This is a genomic window from Polaromonas hydrogenivorans (genome assembly GCF_040105105.1).
In the GTDB taxonomy this organism is placed as follows: domain Bacteria; phylum Pseudomonadota; class Gammaproteobacteria; order Burkholderiales; family Burkholderiaceae_C; genus Polaromonas; species Polaromonas hydrogenivorans.
Map to the genome: position 1 here is coordinate 447714 of NZ_CP157675.1, position 18429 is coordinate 466142.

The 18429-nt window shown below is 65.1% G+C and carries 16 protein-coding genes; 2 read left to right on the top strand and 14 right to left on the bottom strand.

Annotated elements, in window-relative coordinates; translation table 11 throughout:
* Positions 1-2: 2 nt before the first annotated feature.
* The 10 genes from ABLV49_RS02240 to argS form a co-directional block, all read right to left on the bottom strand.
* Complete coding sequence (locus ABLV49_RS02240) at positions 3-1427, bottom strand: THUMP domain-containing class I SAM-dependent RNA methyltransferase (RefSeq protein WP_349279994.1); 1425 nt, start codon at positions 1425-1427, stop codon at positions 3-5.
* Between the two features lie 193 nt (positions 1428-1620).
* Complete coding sequence (locus ABLV49_RS02245; protein ID WP_349279995.1) at positions 1621-3186, bottom strand: RNA polymerase factor sigma-54; 1566 nt, start codon at positions 3184-3186, stop codon at positions 1621-1623.
* Positions 3187-3196: 10 nt separating this feature from the next.
* Entirely contained in the window at positions 3197-3994 is a 798-nt protein-coding gene (gene lptB, locus ABLV49_RS02250) for an LPS export ABC transporter ATP-binding protein (protein WP_349279996.1), read from the bottom strand.
* A gap of 4 nt (positions 3995-3998) precedes the next feature.
* Positions 3999-4643: a lipopolysaccharide transport periplasmic protein LptA gene (lptA, locus tag ABLV49_RS02255; protein ID WP_349279997.1), complete on the bottom strand. Its 645-nt coding sequence runs from the start codon at positions 4641-4643 to the stop codon at positions 3999-4001.
* Positions 4644-4782: 139 nt separating this feature from the next.
* Positions 4783-5466 carry a hypothetical protein gene (locus tag ABLV49_RS02260; RefSeq protein WP_349279998.1) on the bottom strand — a complete coding sequence of 228 codons (684 nt, stop codon included), beginning with the start codon at positions 5464-5466 and terminating at the stop codon, positions 4783-4785.
* Between the two features lie 85 nt (positions 5467-5551).
* A complete protein-coding gene (locus ABLV49_RS02265; protein ID WP_349279999.1) occupies positions 5552-8080 on the bottom strand; it encodes a filamentous hemagglutinin N-terminal domain-containing protein in 2529 nt (842 codons plus the stop codon).
* Between the two features lie 80 nt (positions 8081-8160).
* Positions 8161-9825, bottom strand: coding sequence for a ShlB/FhaC/HecB family hemolysin secretion/activation protein (locus ABLV49_RS02270; RefSeq protein ID WP_349280000.1), 1665 nt, complete (start codon positions 9823-9825; stop codon positions 8161-8163).
* A 427-nt stretch (positions 9826-10252) separates the two neighbouring features.
* Positions 10253-10915: a thiol:disulfide interchange protein DsbA/DsbL gene (locus ABLV49_RS02275; RefSeq protein ID WP_349280001.1), complete on the bottom strand. Its 663-nt coding sequence runs from the start codon at positions 10913-10915 to the stop codon at positions 10253-10255.
* A gap of 73 nt (positions 10916-10988) precedes the next feature.
* Positions 10989-11885 carry an SPOR domain-containing protein gene (locus ABLV49_RS02280; protein ID WP_349280002.1) on the bottom strand — a complete coding sequence of 299 codons (897 nt, stop codon included), beginning with the start codon at positions 11883-11885 and terminating at the stop codon, positions 10989-10991.
* Between the two features lie 76 nt (positions 11886-11961).
* Complete coding sequence (gene argS / locus ABLV49_RS02285; protein ID WP_349280003.1) at positions 11962-13638, bottom strand: arginine--tRNA ligase; 1677 nt, start codon at positions 13636-13638, stop codon at positions 11962-11964.
* A gap of 143 nt (positions 13639-13781) precedes the next feature.
* On the opposite strand from argS, the gene ABLV49_RS02290 reads away from it, so the two are divergent.
* The gene (locus ABLV49_RS02290) at positions 13782-14162 is read left to right on the top strand and encodes a PsiF family protein (RefSeq protein WP_349280004.1); all 381 of its coding nucleotides are present in this window, start codon (positions 13782-13784) and stop codon (positions 14160-14162) included.
* A 129-nt stretch (positions 14163-14291) separates the two neighbouring features.
* Here ABLV49_RS02290 and ABLV49_RS02295 read toward each other — a convergent pair whose 3' ends face one another.
* Positions 14292-15185: an HTH-type transcriptional regulator ArgP gene (locus tag ABLV49_RS02295; protein WP_349280005.1), complete on the bottom strand. Its 894-nt coding sequence runs from the start codon at positions 15183-15185 to the stop codon at positions 14292-14294.
* Between the two features lie 143 nt (positions 15186-15328).
* Here ABLV49_RS02295 and ABLV49_RS02300 point away from each other — a divergent pair, with 143 nt between their 5' ends.
* Positions 15329-15964 (top strand): LysE/ArgO family amino acid transporter, encoded by a 636-nt coding sequence (locus ABLV49_RS02300; RefSeq protein WP_349280006.1) that lies wholly within the window; start codon positions 15329-15331, stop codon positions 15962-15964.
* Between the two features lie 150 nt (positions 15965-16114).
* Here the strand turns inward: ABLV49_RS02300 and ABLV49_RS02305 are convergent, their stop codons facing one another.
* From ABLV49_RS02305 to ABLV49_RS02315, 3 genes are all read right to left on the bottom strand, one after another.
* The gene (locus tag ABLV49_RS02305) at positions 16115-17020 is read right to left on the bottom strand and encodes a LysR family transcriptional regulator (RefSeq protein ID WP_349280007.1); all 906 of its coding nucleotides are present in this window, start codon (positions 17018-17020) and stop codon (positions 16115-16117) included.
* 45 nt (positions 17021-17065) lie between these two features.
* Positions 17066-17326 carry a SemiSWEET transporter gene (locus tag ABLV49_RS02310; RefSeq protein WP_349280008.1) on the bottom strand — a complete coding sequence of 87 codons (261 nt, stop codon included), beginning with the start codon at positions 17324-17326 and terminating at the stop codon, positions 17066-17068.
* A 76-nt stretch (positions 17327-17402) separates the two neighbouring features.
* Positions 17403-18410 (bottom strand): glucokinase, encoded by a 1008-nt coding sequence (locus ABLV49_RS02315; protein WP_349280009.1) that lies wholly within the window; start codon positions 18408-18410, stop codon positions 17403-17405.
* Positions 18411-18429: the final 19 nt, after the last annotated feature.

An 18429-nucleotide genomic window follows, 5' to 3' on the forward strand; every position in this document is an offset into this window, starting at 1 on the left:
CGTCACAGTTTCGGCTGATCCGCCGGCTTGGCGCGCGCCGATCCGGCGACCATGTCGAAGCGGAACAGCCGGCATTCGATCGGGCCATTCCACATCGGCACGCGGCGCGATTCCTTCAGGCGCATCTTGCTGGGCAGTTTCAGGTCGGGCGTGAGCACATGGGCGGTCCAGCCGGCGTAGTTTTTCTTCCAGTGCGCGGCCAGTTGCGGGAAAAAGTCCGAGGCTTCCTCGCCCCAGGCGTTTTGCGCCTGCTCGCGACCGGGGTTGGCGGAGCGGTCGCGCGGCGGCTCGAAGCCGGTTTCATCGCGACTGTCGCGGTCATTGCGCTCGTCGCGGCCTGGCCGTCCCTCGCGCTCGGGGCGAACCACCGGCTGGCCGAATTCATCGACGCTCTGGCCCTGGAACTGCGAGCGGCGCTGCTCGCGCTGCTCGCGCTGGTCGCGCCCCTGCAGGCCGCTGACGCCGGCCACGCCCGCCACGTCGATGCGCTCGCCATAGGGCGGGTTCACCAGCATCACGCCGCTGGGCGCGGGCGGCATGCGCTGCAGCGCGTCGCCGCCGCGAAACTGCACCGCGTTGGCGACGCCGGCGCGTTCGGCATTGCGCTCGGCGAAATCGACCATGCGGAAGGACACATCGCTGCCATACACCGGCGCCGTCGGCTCGGTAATCGCCGCTTCAGCCTGGTCGAGCAGGCCGTCCCAGACATGGCCCTGGAAGGGCAGGTACTTCTGAAACGCAAACTTGCGGTTGATGCCGGGCGCGATGTTGCAGGCGATCTGCGCGGCCTCGATGACGATGGTGCCCGAGCCGCAGCACGGGTCGTACAGCGGCACGCCCTGCTTGCATAACTGGTCCCAGCCGCTGGCGGCGATCATCGCGGCGGCCAGCGTTTCCTTCAGCGGCGCGTCGCCCTTGTCCTCGCGCCAGCCGCGCTTGAACAGCGGCTCGCCCGAGGTGTCGATGTAGATCGTCACCGCGTCGGTGGTCAGGTGCACATACACGCGCACATCGGGCCAGCGGGTATCGACGCTGGGGCGCACGTCGTTGAACTTGTGCCGAAAGCGGTCGGCAATCGCGTCCTTGATCTTCAGCGCGGCGAAATTCAGGCTTTGCAGTGGGCTGTGCTGCGCGGTGATCTCGACCTTGAAGGTCTGATTCGGCGTGAACCAGATTTCCCAGGCGACGCTGGCGGCGGCGTTGTACAGATCCTGTTCGCTGCGGTACTGGCCGTGCTGCAGCTCGATCAACACGCGCTGGGCCAGTCGGCTGTGCAGGTTGAGCTGCAGGGCTTCGCGCCAGGAGCCCTGCAGCTGCACGCCGGCGCGCCAGGCCTTGCCCTCGATGCCGGTGATGCGCTGGACTTCGGCGGCCAGCAGGTTCTCGACGCCGGCGGCGCAGGGGAGGAAGAGTTGGAGTTGGTTCATGAGTTATGGTCACTATGCTGGGCTGATCGTGAGGAGCCGCAGCTTTGTTGGGTAGAACCCTTCGCTACATCAGGGCGAACGGATAAAGAGTATTCAAATAGGGACTGCGGGACTGGCTTCGCCAGACCGCAGGCGCAGCGGCCCCCTCGGGGGGCAGGGAGTTACGCGAAGCGAACGACCGTGGGGGCGACATTCACAGCGCCTTGCGCAAATTGGTCGGTGCGATGCGCAGGGCCTCGCGGTATTTGGCCACCGTGCGGCGCGCGCATTCGATGCCCTGCTCCTTGAGCATCTCGGAAATCTGGCTGTCGCTGAGCGGCTTCTTGGGGCTTTCGGAGGCGACGAACTGCTTGATGAGCGCGCGCACGGCGGTGCTCGACGCATTGCCGCCGCTCTCGGTGCCCAGCCCGGAGCCAAAGAAATACTTCAGCTCGAAGGTGCCGAACGGCGTGCCCATGTACTTGGCCGTGGTCACGCGCGAAATGGTCGATTCGTGCAGGCCAAGCTCGTCGGCGATCTCGCGCAGCACCAGCGGCCGCATGGCGAGTTCGCCGTGGGTGAAGAAGTTTTTCTGCCGCTCCACGATGGCGTTGCTGACCCGCAGGATGGTGTCGAAACGCTGCTGGATGTTCTTGATGAACCAGCGCGCTTCCTGCAGCCGCTGCTGCAGCGCCTGCCCGCCGCCCGGGCCGCTGCTGCCCCGGCCGCTGTGCTGCTTGAGGGCGTTGGCGTAGATGTCGTGGACCCGCAGCCGGGGCATCACGTCGCTGTTGAGCGTGACCTTGAAGCCCCGGCCGGACTTGACGACGATCACGTCGGGAACGATCAGGTTGCGCTCGACATTGGCAAAGCGCCGGCCGGGCTTGGGGTCCAGGCGCGCAATCACGGCCATCGCGCCCTTGATGGCGTCTTCGGAGAACCGGCACAGGCTGGCCAGGCGTTTGAAATCGCGCTTGGCCAGCAGTTCCATCGGCTGCTTGCAGATGGCGATGGCGGCGCGGGTTTCCTCGCAATCCTTGCAATCGAGCAGTTGCAGGTTCAGGCATTCGGCCAGGGTGCGCGCGCCGACGCCGGCCGGCTCCATGTGCTGCAGCAACTGCAGCGCCATGGCGAAGCACTGCTCCAGCTCCTCGGTCTGCTCCAGGTCGCCATGCGCCAGGCCGGCCGCGAGCGAGGCCAGGCTGTCTTCGAGGTAGCCATCGTCATTGAGCGACTCGATCAGGAAGTAAAGCGCGGCGCGGTCCACTTCGGACAGGCGCAGGGCCAGCGCCTGCCGGTGCAGGTGGTCCTGCAGCGATTCGTGGGCGCCGGTCAGGTCCGAGGCTTCGGCATCGCTGTCGTCCAGGTTGTTCTTGCGCGCCGGCGCATCGCCGCCCCATTCGCTGTCATCGGGCGAGGACTCGACCGACCCGTCGCCTTCCCAGCTTTCTTCCAGTGTGGCTTCGGTGCTTGCTTCTGCCGTGGTTTCAGACTCTTTTTGGCTGCTTACGCTTGATGTATCTGTGTTTATAGCTATCGAATCCGTAGCGGAATCGAATTCGCGGCTGTCCTGGCTGACAGGCGTGTCGGTCTGGTCCAGTCCAAACTCTTCGCGCGGCGCCGAGTCGTCAGCCACTTCAAGAAAAGGATTTTCATCAAGCATCTGCTCGACTTCCTGGCTCAGCTCCAGCGTCGAAAGCTGCAGCAGCCGGATCGACTGCTGCAGTTGCGGCGTGAGCGCCAGGTGCTGCGAGACGCGGAGGGAAAGGCCTTGCTTCATGTTGATCGCATTACATTTTGAAATGTTCGCCCAGATATACCCGGCGTACATCGGCATTGTTCACGATTTCGGCCGGGGTGCCGTTGGCCAGCACATGGCCGTCGCTGATGATGTAGGCATGGTCGCAAATGCCCAGCGTCTCGCGCACGTTGTGGTCGGTGATCAGGACGCCGATGCCGCGCGATTTCAGGAAACCGATGATGCGCTGGATCTCGATCACGGCAATCGGGTCGATGCCGGCAAACGGCTCGTCGAGCAGGATAAAACGCGGCTGGGTGGCCAGGGCGCGGGCAATCTCGACCCGGCGGCGCTCCCCGCCCGACAGCGACGGCGCCGGCGAGTCGCGCAGATGGTCCACGCGCAAATCCTTGAGCAGCGCATCGAGCCGCGACTCCAGCGCGTCGCGGCCCAGCGGCTTGCCCGAGGCGTCACGCTGCAATTCAAGCACGGCGCGCACGTTTTCCTGCACGCTGAGCTTGCGAAAAATCGACGCTTCCTGCGGCAGGTAGCTCAGGCCCAGGCGGGCGCGCCGGTGAATCGGCATGTGCTCGACCGGCTGGCCGTCGATGGAGATGGCGCCCGCATCGGCGCGCACCAGGCCGACGATCATGTAGAACGAGGTGGTCTTGCCCGCGCCGTTGGGGCCGAGCAGGCCGACGACTTCGCCTTTTTGCACCGACAGCGAGACATCCTGCACCACCAGGCGGCTGCCGTAGGATTTCCTCAGGCCCTGCGCGACCAGGCTGCTGGGCGGCTCGGCGCGAACCGCTGCATTCTGCGCAATGACCTTATCAATGACTCGGTTCATGGATTCAGGGTGCTTTCGGGGATGTGCCGTTGCCCAGCGTGGTGCTGGGGCGCAAAACGGGCGCCGGTCCGCCGGATGGCGGGGTCGGGGCGGCGGCGCCAGCGGCCGGGCCGCGCGGCGACAGCATGGCGCGAACCCGTCCGCCGGGATTGGCGGCGGTGCTGTTTTTCGCGCCGCTATCGACGGTGAACACATCGGTGTTGTTGTCGTACACGATCAGCCCGCCGGTGGTCTCGTCGCTCAGCGTCGCGCCCTTGTAGCGGCGCACCACGGCGCGCTTGATGAACTTGACCAGGTCGGCGCGGCTGTCGTATTCGATCCGCTCGCCTTCGCCTTCGATGTACTCATCGACGCCATCGCGCTTTTTGCGGTAGTAGGCCAGCTTGCCGGGCGCTGCCGTGGCCACGGCCAGCTGGTAGCCCTCGGGATCCTGGCTGACCTCGACCTGGCCGCCGCGAATGATGGTGGTGCCCTTGGTGATGACGACGTTGCCGGTAAACACGCTGGTCTGCTTCAGGTCGTCGTAGCGCAAGGCGTCGGCCTCGGCATTCATCGGCTTGTCGCGGTCAGCTTTCTCGGCCGCGGCCGGCAGCACGGCACCCGCCGCCATGACGGCGAGCAGGAGGAGGGAGAGAAAAGGGCGTTTCATAAGGCACGAATCTTGCAGCTACGGATTTTGCCATTGTAGCCATGCCGGTCGCAGGAATTGCGCATGCGCGAAAACAGTCTTGCCCCACCTGGGCGCGGCCTCTGAATCATCAGGATTCAGGCGCCCTCACTCAGCTACATCATTGGCTGGCGGTGTAGAGCGGCACTGAGGCCGGCGCGGCCTGGCCGGGCGCCTGCGGGCGTGGATGCTCGCCGACGTCATAGGAGCCGAAGACTTCGCGGGCTGAGCGGGTTTCGGGCAGCACATAGACGATGCCGTCGGTTCCGGTGAACGCCGGGCTCACCACGTTGTCGTAAAACGGGGCCGGCACATTGATGCAGCCATAGGAAATGCGGTTGTCCAGCGGGGTCGGCGTGGCCAGGCGCTCGGCGCGGCGCTCCTTGGGCTGGGAGGTCACGACCCGGTGCAGGGAAATCGCCGCGTCGTAGTCCACCCAGAGAATTTCATCGCCGTGCAGATTGCGGTCCAGCGACGCCACGAAGCGGCCGGCAGGCGTGGTGCGCTCCTCGGGGCGAATGCTGGACAGCTTGCGCTCGCCAATGCCGGGGACGGAGTCATCGCCCACCGCCAGGCCAAGCAGCGCGGGGGCTGCGCCGCGCAGTTGTCCGTGGGCGTCGAATACAAAGACCCTGGCTTGCGTCTTGTCAACGATCAGGAAGGGCCGCTGGTGGTTGTCGGCCGAGTCCACCACCCAGTCGGCTAGTTTTTGCGACGCCGGGGACAACTGCGCGATGTCCTGCGCAACCGCTGGCTGCGCGGAAAGACCGGCCAGCGCCAGGCTCAGGAACAGTCCCCGGGCCATGGAGGTTGTCAAAAAGCGCAGTGGCTTTCTTTTTCCAGGTGTTGTCATTTTGCTGTCCATGCACATCAGGGCGCGCCTGCGCTGCTTAGTTGCGGTCCTGTTTGCGAATGCGTTGAGGCGCCATGTAGGGCGGCGCTGCCGTTACCGCAGGAGCCACGTCCGGCGTCAGCGCCACGACGGGGGTTTCGGGCGGAACTTCCACCCTGAAGGCGACCGGCTGTGGTGAAGGAGGCACCACCAAAAGCGCGACGACCGGGGGTGTCAGGCTGGCTGCCACTGGCGGAGCTGGAAGGGTCCGTGGGGGCGGGAACGGACTGGGTGGGGCTTCGACCGGCACGACGACGACCGGCGGTGGCACCACGACGACCGGCGATGGCGTACCGGCCGGCGGCGGCACCACCACAACCGGCGGTGGTGTACCGACCGGCGGCGGCACCACCACAACTGGCGGCACCACCACGACCGGCGGCACCACCACAACTGGCGGCACCACCACGACCGGCGGCACCACCACGACCGGCGGCACCACCACAACTGGCGGCACCACTACGACCGGCGGCACCACTACAACTGGTGGCACCACTACAACCGGCGGCGGAACCACCACGACCGGCGGCGTGATGTTCCCCGTCGTTCTTGCAACCGCAGGGCCGCAGCACGAAACCGCCAGGGCATAGGCGCTGGCATTGGGACCGCCCAGGCTGTAGCCTGTGTAGGTGATGCTCTTGCCGTTTCCCGCGCCCGAGGTATCGAAGTTTGCGGAACTCCCCGGTCCTGCAACCAGTGTCACGCCGGCAGGGTTGCCCTTGAGCGATGAAAGGGTGGTCGCCGTCGTGCCGTCAAAGACCTTGTCGCCGCCAGCGAACACCAGCATGTGCTGCGTCAGCGTGGCGCCGCTGCTCAGGATGAAGTTGCCCGAGTAGTCCGTCGGCGTGATGTACGAAGTCGGGTTGTAGTTCAGGGTGACCGGCGCATTCGGTCCCGTGACGCTAACGGGCGGGGCCAGCGGCGCAAAAACCACGGTGCCGCTGGCCGCGCCCGGTCCGGTGCCGCCATAACCGGCATTCAGCACCAGCCCAAGGGGCAGGCCCAGGCTCTGGGCGGGAATGCTGCTGCCTCGGGTCAGCGTGATTTTTGCGCCTATGTTCACATCCTCCGCAGCACAGATGTTGATGTTTCCGTCGGTCGTCGTCAGGGCGCCCAGCAGATTGACATCATGACCGGCGTTCAGCAGGACACTTCCATTGACCGTCGTGATGGCGGCATTCACATTGACATCGCGCCCACAGCAGGCGACAAAGTTGCCATTCGTGGCCGTCACCGCCGCATTCACGTTGATGTCCCGAATGGCATTCAGCGTCAAGGTCGTGGGAGTTGAACTGGCCGTCCAGCTGACGGCCTGGTTGATGTTGATGTCGCCATTGCCCGGCGTTGCCGCCAGCGTGCTGATGGTGACGCTGCTGGTGACCAGTTGCGCCGACAGCGTCGCCCCGGAGATGTTGTCCGTGGCCCCGCTGCCAATCGTGAAATCCTGCGGGTCGATCAGCCAGTTGCCGGTCTTTCCCTGGGGCGCTGCGGTGGTGATGCGGGTGTTGTCCGCCACCTTGACGCGTGCCGCCGAGGTTTCAATGAAGCCGCCATGGCCGCCTGCGGGCGCGCTGGCGTCCAGGGTTCCGGCAACATTGACGCTACCCGATGCCATGCCTCCCAGCAGCTTGATGGTGCCGCCTTGGTTCTGCAGCGTCTGCGCCTGAACCACGCCGGTGTTGTTGACCGCGTTGGACAGCAGGCTGCCCGCTGCCTGGGTGGTCATCAGCACCAGGCCGCCGTCGGCCCGGAGCAGTCCGCCGTTGTCAACCAGCGCGTTGACCGCGCCCTGATCGACCGTGACGCTCAAGAGCCTGTCGCCCGCCATGTCAAGCGTGACGGCATTGCCTGCGGCCAGCGCCACCGTGCCGAGCTGAGCCGCAATCACGCCCTGGTTGCTGACGTTCGCGCCCAGCAGGGCAATGTAGCCGCCGCTGGCGGCGTTGAGGCTTGCCTGGTTCACCACGCTGCCCGTGCCGGCGCCGGAAAACTGGTAGTTGCGCGCCATGAAGTTGGCATCGCTGATCCCCAGGGTGGACGCCACCAGCCCGCCCACGTTGACCGACGCACCCTGGCCAAACAGAATGCCGTTCGGGTTGACCAGAAAGACCTTGCCGTTGGAACTCAAGCTGCCCAGGATGCTCGAAGGATCGGCGCCGACAACCCGGTTGAGCGCGACCGAACTGCTGCCCGGCTGCACGAACTGGACCGACTCGCCGGCCCTGATGCCAAAGCTCTGCCAGTTGATCGCCACGTTGGGCGTGGTCTGGGTGATGGTCATGTGGCCTGGCGTGCCGCCAATGGTGGCGCTGCCCGCCGACACCACGCCACCCGTGGGCTGGGCATGCACGCCCGCACCGCAGGCCAGCATCAGGGAAACCGCCAGGGTTTTCAGGCCGAAGTGGGCGCCGCCGCCAGCCGCCGAGGTGCAGGACGAGATTTTCTTGCCGGCGCTGCGGGTGTTTTCTGAAACGGCAACAAAAGTGCCGGTCTGGTCGTTCCAGATGGAGCGGTGAATGTGGTTCATGGGGAGAGCTTTCGGGTGTTCTTCAAAAATGCGGGGGCTGTGTGGCGAGGCTTTGGCAGGCAAGGCTGCTCAGCGCAGGCTTAAAAATACTTGACGGCCTGGATCCAGAACCGGCCCGACTTGTCCGGCGCCGAAGTCGCGCTTGCGCTGCCCAGCTTGCGGGCGTAGGACGCCTTGACCACGAAGTTGTTGTAGGCCGACCAGTTCAGCCCGATGCCCGCGCCGCTCAGGCTTCGGTGGTTGTCGCCGGCTGCCCACGGGTTCTTGTTGAAGCTCACGCTGCCGGTATCGACGAAGCCGACCAGCTGCATCTGCCCTGGAAATTGGTCGGGAGTGGGGAGCCGCATCCGGGCTTCCAGCGTCAGCACATAGCCCTGGTCGGCATAGGCTTCGCCTTCCGGATAGGCGCGCACCCCGTTGATGCCGCCGAGTTCCATCTTTTCCGAAACGTCCAGGTTTTTCGACGCCACCTGGCCGTTGATGCCGGCGTACAGCGACACCGTGTCGGTCACGCTTTGCAGCCGCATGGCGCTAAAGCCCAGCTTGGTGTAGTGGCCGTTGCTCTGCGCCGTCGCCGCATCGAACGCGCGCATTGACGGGGTCTGGATGTCGATATGGCCGGCCGTGCCGGTGAGCGTATAGCTGCTCAAGCCGCCGCCGCCCAGGCTGTCGCGGTGGTCGCCGCGCAGGCTGGCCATCAGCGCCTGGGCCTTCTTGTCGGTCACCGCCCGCGTGGCGTCCACCCGGTCTTCAAAGGTCTTGTGGTCAAAGGCCAGGCCGGCGTACAGGTTGGTGTCGCGCGAGCGGATCAGCGGATAGCTGCCGTAGATGCTGGCGATCTTGGCCGTGCCATTGGCATTGAGGCTGGCAAATTCCCGGCCCAGTTCGTAGCCCAGCCAGCTATAGGCCAGGCCGGCTGTTGCCTTGCCGAACTGCATCTGGTAGGACGCCCGGGCGTAGTTCAGGCCCGAGCCCGAGGTCAGCACGCGCAGCGAAGCCACGTCGCCCCGGCCTGCCGCGTTGTTCAGGTTCACCGTCGCCCCGAGGCGGTACTCGCCGGTGTAGCGGTTGCCGGCGTTGTCTGCATCGATGCTGCCCGTGACGCGCTGGCCGGGCACCACGTCAACGATCAGGTCGGATGCGCCCAGCGACGCGCCGGGCGTCAGCGTCGAGGTGATGTTCACGCCGGGAATGTCCGACAGCAGCAGCAGGCGGCTTTCCAGCGGCGCGATGGCGACCGTGTCGCCGGCGTTGATGCCCTCAAGCTGGCCATAAACCAGGTCGTCCGACAAATGGCTCTGGTTGCGCACGGCGACCTTGCCGTACTGGCCTTCGACGACGGCAATGGTGACTGCGCCGTCCTTGATCTCCTGCGCGGGAAGGTAGGCCTGGGCGACGAAATAGCCGCTGCTGCGGTAGCGCTCGGTGATTTTGGCAGCCATGCCGCGCAGGTCGGCCAGACTGAGTTCGCTGCCCGGCCTGAACCCGGTCAGGGCCACCAGTTCGGCTTCGGGATAGGTGCGCGCGCCGCTCACCCGCAGGCTGTTGACAACAATCTTCACGGCATCGGAGGCTGCAGTCGCTGGTGCGCTGCTGGGCTCGATGCGAATGGCAGGCGCCATTTTTTGGGGAACCGGGGCGGGCGGGATTTGCTGGATCTGGCTGCCGGCGCTGGGGGGTTGCTGGGCCAACACGCCCTGGCTCAGGGCCAGGAGTGCCAACGGCAGAAGATTGTTTTTGAACAAGGGAGGCCTTTTGCGAGAGTGACTTTGATTCGGACCACGCCCGGTCAGGAGCCGGACGATGGATGCAAAAGGGTGAACAGTTTCAGTAGCTTTTTTGCATGGAAAAGTATTTTTTCCTTAAATTGATTAAATACGTAAACTTGATAAAAATGTGTAACACGGCGTAGGATGAAACCCACTGTCACTGCAGGGGCTAAGCGTTTTGTGGCGCAGGGCTCAAAAACAGGGCAGGCGCGCCGGCGGCGCAATGGCCAGCGACTGAGCGCGCCAAACCTGCCGTGGCGTCACGATTTTTAGATAAAAAATGCTGTTTGCGCTTGTTCAGCTTGCGAAGTGTGCTACTGAATAAGTAGCATATGAAGGCCCGGCCTGCCACTGGCCAGGGCTTTGCGCTTCAGGCTTCTTGGGAAAAAGCCTGTTCCTGGATTTATCGCGCCTTGCCGCGCGACTGCCCGATCAGGTAATCGGTGACCTGCAGCGCGCGTTCCAGCGTCTTGGCCTGCGTGCCCGAGGTGAAATAACGGCCGTTGATGCCCAGGGCGGGAACGCCGTCCAGCGCATAGGCATCCTGCAGCTGCGTGGCCTTGCGCACCTTGGTGCTGACCGAGAACGAGTTGTACATTTCAACAAACTTCGCCTTCGGAATGCCCTGTTTTTCGACCCAGGCCGTGATCTGGTCGGCGGTGGCGAGTTGCTGCTTTTCAAGGTGGATGGCGTTGAAGACCTTTTTGTGCAGTTCCTCGACCTTTCCCATGGCTTCGAGCACGTAATACAGGCGCTGCTGCGGCTCGAAGTCGGGCCGGAAGGCGATGGGCGCGCGGCGCACCAGCACGTCCTTGGGAACTTTCTTGGCCCAGGCATCGAACATCGGCTCGAAGGCGTTGCAGTGCGGGCAGTTGTACCAGAAGAATTCAACCACCTCGACCATGCCGGCCGGTGCTTCTGTGGCGGCCGGCTTGTCCAGCGTCAGGTAGTCCGTGCCGCTTTGAAAGGCCTTGGCCTGGGCTTGCGCCAGCGAGGGAAGTGCGGAAATGCCCGTGGCGGCGACTGCCAGCGTGGCGGCTGAAATTGAAAACTCACGACGTTGCATTGATGGTTTCTCCTGGTGTCAATGTTGCAAAGGTTTGATGCAGCCAACCCAAAAAGTTCAGCCAGGATGAAACTTAACGCTGCACCCGGACCAGCGCGGTTTCTATCGAACTGTTGTCGAGCTTGTCCTTGACCTTGTCGGCGTCGTCTTTTTTGTCAAACGGACCCACGCGCACGCGGTACACCGTGCGGCCGGCCTGTTCGCGCTCGGTCACCTTGGCCTGCATGCCCAGCAGCAGCAGGCGGGCGCGCTGCTGCTCGGCGTCTTCGGGGGTGCGGTAGGCGCCGGCCTGGATGAAGTAATTGAACGGGTCCGAGCCGGACGCCGCTGCCGGCGCGGCCTCTGAGCGCGACTTGACCAGGTCGCCCAGCGGATCGGCCGACGGGGGTCTGGCCGGTTTGGCCACGATGGCAGGCGCAGGCGCAGGCACAGCCGGCGCCGCCACGGGTGCTTCAACAGGCGTTGCCGGTTTGGGTGTTTTCACGACACGTTCGGGTTTGGTTACGGCCTCGGGCTTCGTCACCGCCTCGGGCGTTGCGACACGTTCAGGCTTCTTTACCGCCTCGGGCGCGGCAACATGTTCGGGTTTTTTCACCGCCTCGGGCGTGGCAACACGCTTGGGCTTGGCCGCCGCCTCGGGTGCCGTGCCACGCTCTGGCGTCAGCACCGGGTCGGGCACGGTGCTGGACGTGGCCGCCTCGGCTTCGGGTTCGACCGGCGGGATGAGATCACCCGCCGCCGACGGGGCGGCCGGCCTGGCGGGATTTTTCCCGGCCAGGGGCGCGTTCGGATTCCAGTCCTTGTTTTTCCGGGCTTCGGCGGCATCGCTGTCCGGGCTGTGCGTCGGACTCTTGTTCATGAAGGGCACCGGCACCTTGGTGACGTACACCGCCACGGTGAGCGCAATGCCCAGGCCGAGCAGCGCGCCAATAACCAGACCCAGCAGGGTTCCACCACGTTGCTTTTTCATACCGTTTTCCGATGACTTAGCCGTTACTTGCATTGACTGAAATTTGAATGGCTGCCGGGGTTTGCCAGCAGCCTGGTTACATCTTGCGCGGCGCACTGACGCCCAGCACCGCGAGGCCATTGTGCAACACCTGCGCGGTGGCCGCGACCAGCGCCAGGCGCGCGAGTTTGACTGCCTCGTCATCGACCAGGATGCGCTCCGCGTCGTAGTAGCTGTGGTAGCAGGCGGCCAGCTCGCGCAGGTAAAACGCCACGTCGTGCGGCGCAAAACCGGCGGCCGCATGGCTGAGCATGTCGGTGTACTTGGCCAGCAGCAGCATCAGCGCCTGCGCCTGCGGGCTGGCCAGCGGCGACAGGTCGACATGCCCGAGCTGGCTTTCATCGCCGCCCCAGGCGGTCAGGATGGAGCAAATGCGCGCATGCGCGTACTGCACGTAGTACACCGGGTTTTCGTTGTTCTTGGCCAAGGCCAGGTCGATGTCGAAGATGTATTCGGTGTCGGGCTTGCGGCTGAGCAAAAAGAAGCGCACCGCGTCGGCACTGGTCCATTCGATCAGGTCGCGCAGCGTGACGTAGCTGCCAGCGCGCTTGGAAATCTTGACTTCCTCGCCGTTGCGCACGACGCGCACCATGGTGTGCAGCACGTAGTCGGGGTAGCCTTGCGCAATGCCGGCATTGGCCGCCTGCAGGCCGGCGCGCACCCGGGCGATGGTGCCGTGGTGGTCCATGCCCTGGATGTTGACCGCCTTGGTAAAGCCGCGCTCCCACTTGGCCAGGTGGTAGGCCACGTCGGGAACGAAGTAGGTGAACGTGCCGTCGCTCTTTTTCATGACGCGGTCTTTGTCGTCGCCGTAGTCGGTCGATTTGAGCCAGAGCGCGCCGTCCTGCTCGTAGGTCTTGCCGGCGTCTTTTAGCCGCTGCACCGTGGACTCGACGCGGCCCGAACTGTACAGGCTCGATTCGAGGTAGTAGTTGTCAAAGCGCACCGAAAAGGCCCGCAGGTCCAGGTCCTGCTCGTGGCGCAAATAGGCCACGGCGAACTGGCGGATGGCTTCCATGTCTTCGACATCGCCCGAGGCGGTGAATTCACGGTCGTCGGACCTGACGGTCTTTTTGGCCAGAAAATCGCGGGCAATGTCGTCGATGTAGTCGCCGTTGTAGGCCGGCTCGGGCCAACTGGCGTCGCCCGGCTTCAGGCCCTTGGCGCGCGCCTGCGTGCTGGTGGCCAGGGTGTGGATCTGCACGCCGGCATCGTTGTAGTAGAACTCGCGCCAGACCTGCGCGCCCTGCGTGGCGTGGAGGTTGCAGATCGCGTCCCCCAGCGCCGCCTGCCGGCCATGGCCGACATGCAGCGGGCCGGTCGGGTTGGCAGAGACGAACTCGACGATCATCTTGCGGTCGTGGTCGGTGGCTTGCGTGCCGTAGCGGCTTGCGGCCTGCAGCACTTCGCGAACGGTTTCCTGCTTGGCGGCGGGCTTCAGGCGGATGTTGATGAAGCCCGGGCCGGCGATTTCAACCGCCTCGACCCAGCGCTCGAAGGCTGGCGCCAGCAGCAGCCGGGCGCGCAGGCTTTCGGCCGTCTGGCGCGGGTTTTGTTTGAGCGGCTTGGCCAGCTGCATGGCAGCGGTGCAGGCGAAGTCGCCATGGGCGGCGACTTTGGGCGACTCGAAGGCGGCTTTGTCGCCAGCACCGGGAGAGAGTTGTTCCAGCGCGATAGCCAGGGCGGAGAGCAGGTCTTTTTTAATCGAAAGCATGGGCGGATTTTACGGTCAAGCCAATGCCGGCCGGATTGGCGTCTGGCCCCGGTGGATACCCGGTCATCGAATCCGGTGCTGGCCGCGTTAGGGTCTGGATTTCCAGCCGGAAATCACTTCCAAACTCATTTATTGGAGTCACCATGAACAAATTGCTGTCACTGAGCGCTATTGCATTTGCACTGACGATGGGCCTGTCGGCCGGCGCCCAGGCCCAGAACGCCCCGGCTGCCCCGGCCAAAATGGCCCCGGCGTCAGCGCCAGCGGTTTCGGCCGCGTCCCCGGCCGTTGTCGCGCCGGCCAAAACCGGTCAGCAAAGCAAGATGGCCACCTGCAACAAGGATGCCACTGGCAAGAAGGGCGACGAGCGCAAGGCTTTCATGAAGGAATGCCTGAGCGCCAAGAAAGAAGTGACTGCGCAAGACAGCACCCAGCAAAGCAAGATGAAAACCTGCAACGCCGATGCCAAAGGCAAAAAAGGCGATGCGCGCAAGGCCTTTATGAAAGAGTGCCTGAGCAAATGAGGCCTTGCCGCTGGCCCGGCGATGCCTGCCGGGTGCTATTGAATAAATAGCTGCCTATGCTTATGGGCATTGCGCAAATGGCATATTTCTATCAGAACCTTGCATTGATGAGGCCGCCGGCCGGCCGCTTCAGCCCTGCAGCAGGCCGTCGCGCGCGGCCCGCTTGATGGCCTGCGTCAGGCGCTGGGCGGCCAGCGGCTCGCGCGCCCAGTGCTGCCAGTACAGCACCACATCGACCGGATGGCCGGGCAGGACTTCCTGCAGCGGCGCCCGCCCGGTGCGCGCCTGCAGCAGCAGATCGTGCATCATGCCCCAGCCCAGGCCGAGTTCCAGCGCCAGCTCGAAGGCATCGACCGCCGGGACGAAGTGGCGCGGATACAGCGCACCCTGCAAGTTGAAATGCTGCGCCAGCCAGGCGTCCTGCAGCGCGTCCTTGCGGTTGAAGATCACTGCCGGGCTGCGCAGCATGAGGTGAGGCAGGGCGGCGCCCCACTCGGCAACCAGCGCCGGCGCGGCCACGCAGCGGTAGCGCATGATGCCCAGCGGCTCGGCCACGCAGCCGCGCATGGCCTGCGCCAGCGTGGTGACGCAGCCGACCACATCGCCGCTCTTGAGCGCGTCATGGGTGTGGTCCTGGTCATCGACCACCACGTCGAGCAGCAGGCGGTGCTGTTGCACGGCGGGCGCCACGCCCGGCAGGAACCAACTGGTCAGCGAATCGGCATTCACCGCCACGCTCAGGGTCTGCATGCGCGCCGTGTCAGCGCCCGCGCCCGGCAGGCCGGCCATCAGGTCGGCTTCCATCAGCCGCAACTGCTTGACATGCGCCAGCAAAGCCTGGCCGGCCGGGGTGGCGGCTACCCGCTTGCCGCGCACCAGCAGCCGCTGACCGAGCGCCGCCTCCAGCGACTTGATGCGCAAGGACACCGCTGCGAGCGTCACGCTCAGCGCCTTGGCGGCCGCGCCAAAACTGCCGCCTTCAATGACGGCGGCCAGTGCTTCGAGTTGCCTTGCATCCAGCATGGAACCTGCTTTAGTTTTTATTGAGTAAAGCTAATTTTAGTTAATTCTATTTAATTCATCGGCGAGAGTCGCGACACTGGCAGGGCGTCTGCAGCAAGGCAGGCGCTTTGATCTTTTGCCATTCACCCTGACGCGTGCCTCCCATGAACCTCTTCACCGCTCCGGCTTTCTTCGCTGGCCTGGCTTTAAGCCTGTCGCTCATCATGGCCATCGGGCCGCAAAACGCCCATGTCATGCGCATGGGGCTGCGGCGCGAGCACCTGTGGCTGACGGTGGCGATTTGCGTGGTGACCGATGTGTCGCTGATCGCCGTCGGCGTGGGCGGGCTGGCGCAACTGGGCGGCCTGTCGGGCAAGCTGCTGGGCGCGCTGACGGGCGCTGGCGCCGTGTTGCTGTTCATGTACGGCGCGCAGGCGATGCAGCGCTTTGTCCGGCCGGCGCCGCTGGCCGTACCGGGCGCAGGGCCTGAGGCGGCGCCAGGCATGTCGCGCCGCCGCGCCATCGGCCTGGCCGTCGCCATGTCCTGGCTCAATCCGCATGCCTGGCTGGACACCGCCGTGCTGATGGGCACCGCCTCGCTGGCCTACGCGCGGCCCGACAACGCGGTGTTTGGGCTGGGCGCGGCCGCCGGTTCGCTGCTGTGGTTCAGCGCCCTCGGCCTGGCGATGTGGAGCCTGGGCAGCCGCCTGAACGCGCCGTGGGTCTGGCGCGCGCTCGATGGCTTGGTGGCGCTGATGATGTGGGGCACCGGCGCGTGGCTGCTGGCCGGGCTGGTTTAGGTCAATGCCTCAGGCTGCGGTCAGCAATAACTTCCCGTCCGTCATTCCCGCGAAGGCGGGAATCCAGCAACACGGGCTGAAACGCTCCAACGAGTCTGGATACCCGCCTTCGCGGGTATGACGCAGGGAAGTTATCGATTTGCCAGATACTTACTGCCGCCAGAACTCCGGCTGGCTGTAGTGGTGCTTCAGGAAATCGATCCACAGCCGCACCCGCAACGGCAGATGCTTGCGCTGCGGAAACACGGCGTAAATGCCGTTGGCCGGCGCGGCAAAGTCTTCCAGCACCGCCACCAGCCGGCCGGCGGCGATTTCGGACTCGACTTCCCAGGTGCTGCGCCAAGCAATGCCGTAGCCCGCCAGGCACCAGTCGTGCAGCACCTGCCCGTCGGAGCAGTCGAGCGGGCCTCCGGGTTTCAGATAAACCAGTTCGCCGGCCACATGAAACGCCCAGCCGCGCGTCTGCGAGGCTTCGCTGGACAGCGTGAGGCAGTCGAATTTGGCCAGTTCGGCGGGGTGCTGCGGCGTGCCATGCTGCTTTAAATAGCGCGGCGTGGCCACGCACAGCCGCCGGTTGTCGGCCAACCGGACGCTGACCAGCGACGAGTCGGGCAGGTCGCCGACGCGCACCGCGCAGTCAAAGCCTTCGCCGGCCAGATCGACCACCCGGTCGCCCAGGTTCAGCGTGATGGTCACGTCGGCATGCTGCTCGCGGAATGTGGCCACCAGCGGCGCGACATGGCGCCGGCCAAAGCCAGCCGGCGCGGTGATGCGCAGGTGGCCGCTGGCCTTGACGCCGCCGGCCGACACGCTGGCCTCGGCATTGGCCAGGTCGGCCAGCAGGCGCTGGCAGTCTTCGAGGAAAGCGCTGCCCTCGTGCGTCAGCGTGATGCGCCGCGTGGTGCGCACCAAGAGCTTGACGCCCAGGCGCTCCTCCAGCGCATCGAGCCTGCGCCCCATGATGGCTGGCGCCACGCCCTCGGCCAGCGCCGCCGCCGTCAGGCTGCCGCGCGCGACCACGGAGACAAAGGATTCGAGCTGCTTGAGTTTGGCCATGGACGCAGATTATGGGGCTGGGGCGGCCTCGCTCCTGACCAGGGCTCAGGCCTGGTGATAGCGCAGCTTCATCACCAAAATGGCCAGCGCCAGGACCAGGGTGATGCAATTGGCCACGACGATGGGCCAGGCGTCCATCAGCAAACCATAGACGGTCCAGCACAGCACGCCGACGGTGAACGCGCTGTACATGCCCAGCGAAATGCCGCGCACGTCCCGGGTATGAAAGGTGTGCCAGGCCTGGGGTACAAAGCTGGCCGTGGTGAGGGTGGCGGCGCAGTAGCCAATCAAATCGGTAAGCAGCATGATTTCTGGAGGTGGACGGGGAAGCTAACTGTAGGCGTTATTGAACGGATAAAACATTGCCGAAGCGCCCCGTTTTTCACCATTGCGTGAGCGAGAGCGCTTGCGATGCGCCTTGCAGCGCGGGCGAGACCGGGCTGTGGATCACCCAGGTGGGGATGGCCTGCAAATAGGGCTTGAAGCGGCCCTTGTCCTCAAAGCGGGCGCGAAACGGCGAGGCTTCAAAGCGCTCGCCCATGCGCGGCACGATGCCGCCGCCGATGTAAATCCCGCCGCGTGCGCCCAGCGTCAGCGCCAGGTCGCCCGCCACGCTGCCCAGAAAGCCGCAAAACATGTCGAGTGCCTGGTTGGCGGTGGACAGGGGCACGTCCCGCGCGCGCGCCATCACGTCCGCCGGGGTGGTGATCTCGCGGCCCTGGCCGTCCTTGAGGTCGCACAGCGCGTGGTACAGATCGACCAGGCCCGCGCCTGAAATCACGCGTTCCGCCGACACATGGCCATAGCGCTTTTGCAACTGCTCGATGGCTGCGAATTCCAGGGCCGTGGCGGCGCTCAGGCTCACATGGCCACCTTCCCCTGCAATCGGAATCCACTTGTTCTGGTGGCCCAGCGGCAACAGGCCCGACACGCCCAGTCCGGTGCCCGCACCGATCAGGCCGATGGCCGCGTCGGGCGCCGCCTGGCCGCCCCCCACGGCGCGCCTGTGTGCCTCGGGCAACTGCGGGAGCGACAAGGCCAGCGCGGTGAAGTCGTTGAGCAGCAAAAAACGCGCAAGGCCCAGGCCTTCGCGCAGGGCGCTGACCGAGAACTTCCAGTGGTGGTTGGTCATGGCGACCTGGTCGCCCGTGACCGGGTTGGCAATGCCAAAGGCAGCGCAGGGCGGCGCGCTCAAGCCTTGTTCGCGCAAATAGCTTTGCGCGGCCTCCAGGAGGGATGCATGTTCGGCGCACGGCAACACTTGCACATGGCTGATCGCTGCGCTTTCGCTGGCTTGCCAGCCAAAGCGGGCGTTGGTGCCGCCAATGTCGCCCAGCCAGCGCGGATAGGGGGCGGGGCTGGCGATGTCCGGGTTGCGCGATTCAAACATGGCTCAAGCTTTCTTTCTG